This window comes from Bradyrhizobium sp. (genome assembly GCF_049691595.1).
Classification (GTDB): domain Bacteria; phylum Pseudomonadota; class Alphaproteobacteria; order Rhizobiales; family Xanthobacteraceae; genus Bradyrhizobium.
This window is the reverse complement of sequence record NZ_JBAVNZ010000212.1, coordinates 1-2,127: the sequence shown is the minus strand read 5'-3', so window position 1 is coordinate 2,127 and position 2,127 is coordinate 1. Positions and strand designations below refer to the sequence as shown.

The window sequence follows — 2,127 nt, the reverse complement described above, 5'->3', positions numbered from 1 at the left end:
GGGTGCTAGCGCAGCGGACACCGCCGGCACGCAAGTCACGCTGAATGCGGCTTGCGCCTCGGGCATCGGTTGCGCTGCCGGATCGACTGCGCTGGTGGCGATGGCGGGGCAGAGCACCGTCAATGTTACCTTCTCCTCCAGCACGTCTCCGGTAATGACCGTCGTCGGCGACTGCTCGCTGGATGGCGGGACGACCTATCTTCTTACTGGCACCCCGTCCGCGACTGGCGTAGTTCAGTTCACCTCGGAGTTGACCGACGTCGTGTCCGTCGCGAACCCTGGGAACGTGAGCTACACGCTCCGCGGCTGTGACGGCGCGACGCACACTAGAGTGCGCGCCGGTGCCTTCACTTCTGGCTCGGTCGCGGCGCAGCTTCGCGCGACCTTCAACGATCCAACGCGGGTGAACCTCTACGCTTTTAACGACACGACGGGCCTTTCAGATCGTCTGAAGGCCGGCAGCAATGCCACCGATGCCGGCACCACCGCGTCTGGACTACTGCTGTCCAATTCCTTCGCCTACGGTTTCGACGGCTCGGGTTGGCGGCGCCTTCGGAGCAACATCGGATCTGCCGACGGCGTTGCGGCCACCTACGGGCTGCACACAGTATCCGAAACCTTCGGGTACAACGGCACCACGTTTGACCGGATCCGCTCCTTCGCCGGCAACGCCGACACGGTCACTTCGCCGACGTTGGGGCTACTCGGGACTGGATCTTTCCTCCTGGGCTACAATGGCACCAACTGGGATCGTCTACGAGCCACCACGGCAAACGGACTCGCGGTGGATGTAACCCGCGTGCAGGGTACCATCGCCTCGACGCAGTCGGGAACTTGGACGGTGCAGCCAGGCAACACCGCCAACACGACGGCGTGGCTTGTCACCGGCACTGGTGGGACCTTTCCGATCACCGCGGCCAGCTTGCCGCTTCCGACCGGCGCGGCAACGGAAGCGTCACTCGCGAAGCTGACGATCACGCAGGGAGCGGCGCTCGGCGCGAATACCGTGGTGCTGGACGGTGGCTCCGTCACCACGGCAGCGCCCACCTACACCACTGGGCAGATCAGCCCACTCTCTCTTCAGACGGATGGATCTTTGCGTGTGGCTGTCACCGCTGGTGGCGGCTCGAATGCCTCTGTGGGTGCCACCGGCTCGGCGCCGCCCTCGTCCGCTACCCTGGCCGGCGGCAGCGTCACGACCGCCGCCCCCACCTATACGACCGGGCAGATGTCGGCGCTCTCGCTCGACACTACTGGCTCACTTCGTGTGATCAACACGGGTGCGGGCGGTGGTGGCACGTCGAGCAACTTCGCCGCAGCCTTCCCGGCTGCTGGCACTGCGGTCGGCTTCTCGGATGGAACCAACATGGTTGCCGGCCGTGCGGGCGTGACCAATGCCGACGCGGTTGTCGCGCTCGCGGCCGGTGCAGTCGTCACGCAGAGCAATACCATGATGTACAACGGTACGACCTGGGATCGCGTGCGCGGCACCACAACCAATGGACTCCTCGTGGACGTGACGCGCGTGCAAGGCACGAACACGAACACCACCGGCGCGATCTCGACAGCCTGCGCCGGCGGAACCTCATGCGCGGGGACCGCGCTCGTCACCGCCGCGCTTCTTGGGAAGACCGGCGCCGGCGCGCAGGTCACCGCGATCTCGGCGCCGACGGGCATCACGGTCCAGTGCGATGTCTCAACGAACGGCGGAACGACTTGGTCGGAGACCGCAGCCGGAAACTGCTTCTTTAAGAACGCGAAGACGCTGATCAAGGGTGCGACGATCACCGCGTTTGCGGTGGGTGACACCTATACGCTGATGCTGCCCTTCGGCGTGACCAACGTCCGCGTGCGCGCGAGCGCCCTCACTTCCGGCACGGTGACCTTCAGCGTCAGCGCCACCGACAGCAGCGACACAAGCGAGTTCTTCTCGACTCCAGGCGGCGCGACTTCGTGGCCCCCTGGGATGGCAGCCCTCGCAGCCCAGGACGGCGTGACCGCGACGACCTCGAACCCAGTGCGCTCGGCGGCGACGAACACGGCCGCCGCCGCTGCGCCGATGCTCCTTACCATCCCGGCGATTGCACGCAGCGCCGTCCAGGCAGCTACCGCTGGCAACGTCGCGGC

The 2,127-nt window shown here is 66.2% G+C and carries 1 protein-coding gene; it reads left to right on the top strand.

Annotated features, from left to right (window positions below):
- Positions 1 to 154: 154 nt before the first annotated feature.
- On the top strand, positions 155 to 2,127 hold a 1,973-nt coding region (locus tag WCE35_RS09700), incomplete at its 3' end, for a hypothetical protein (RefSeq protein WP_424593124.1).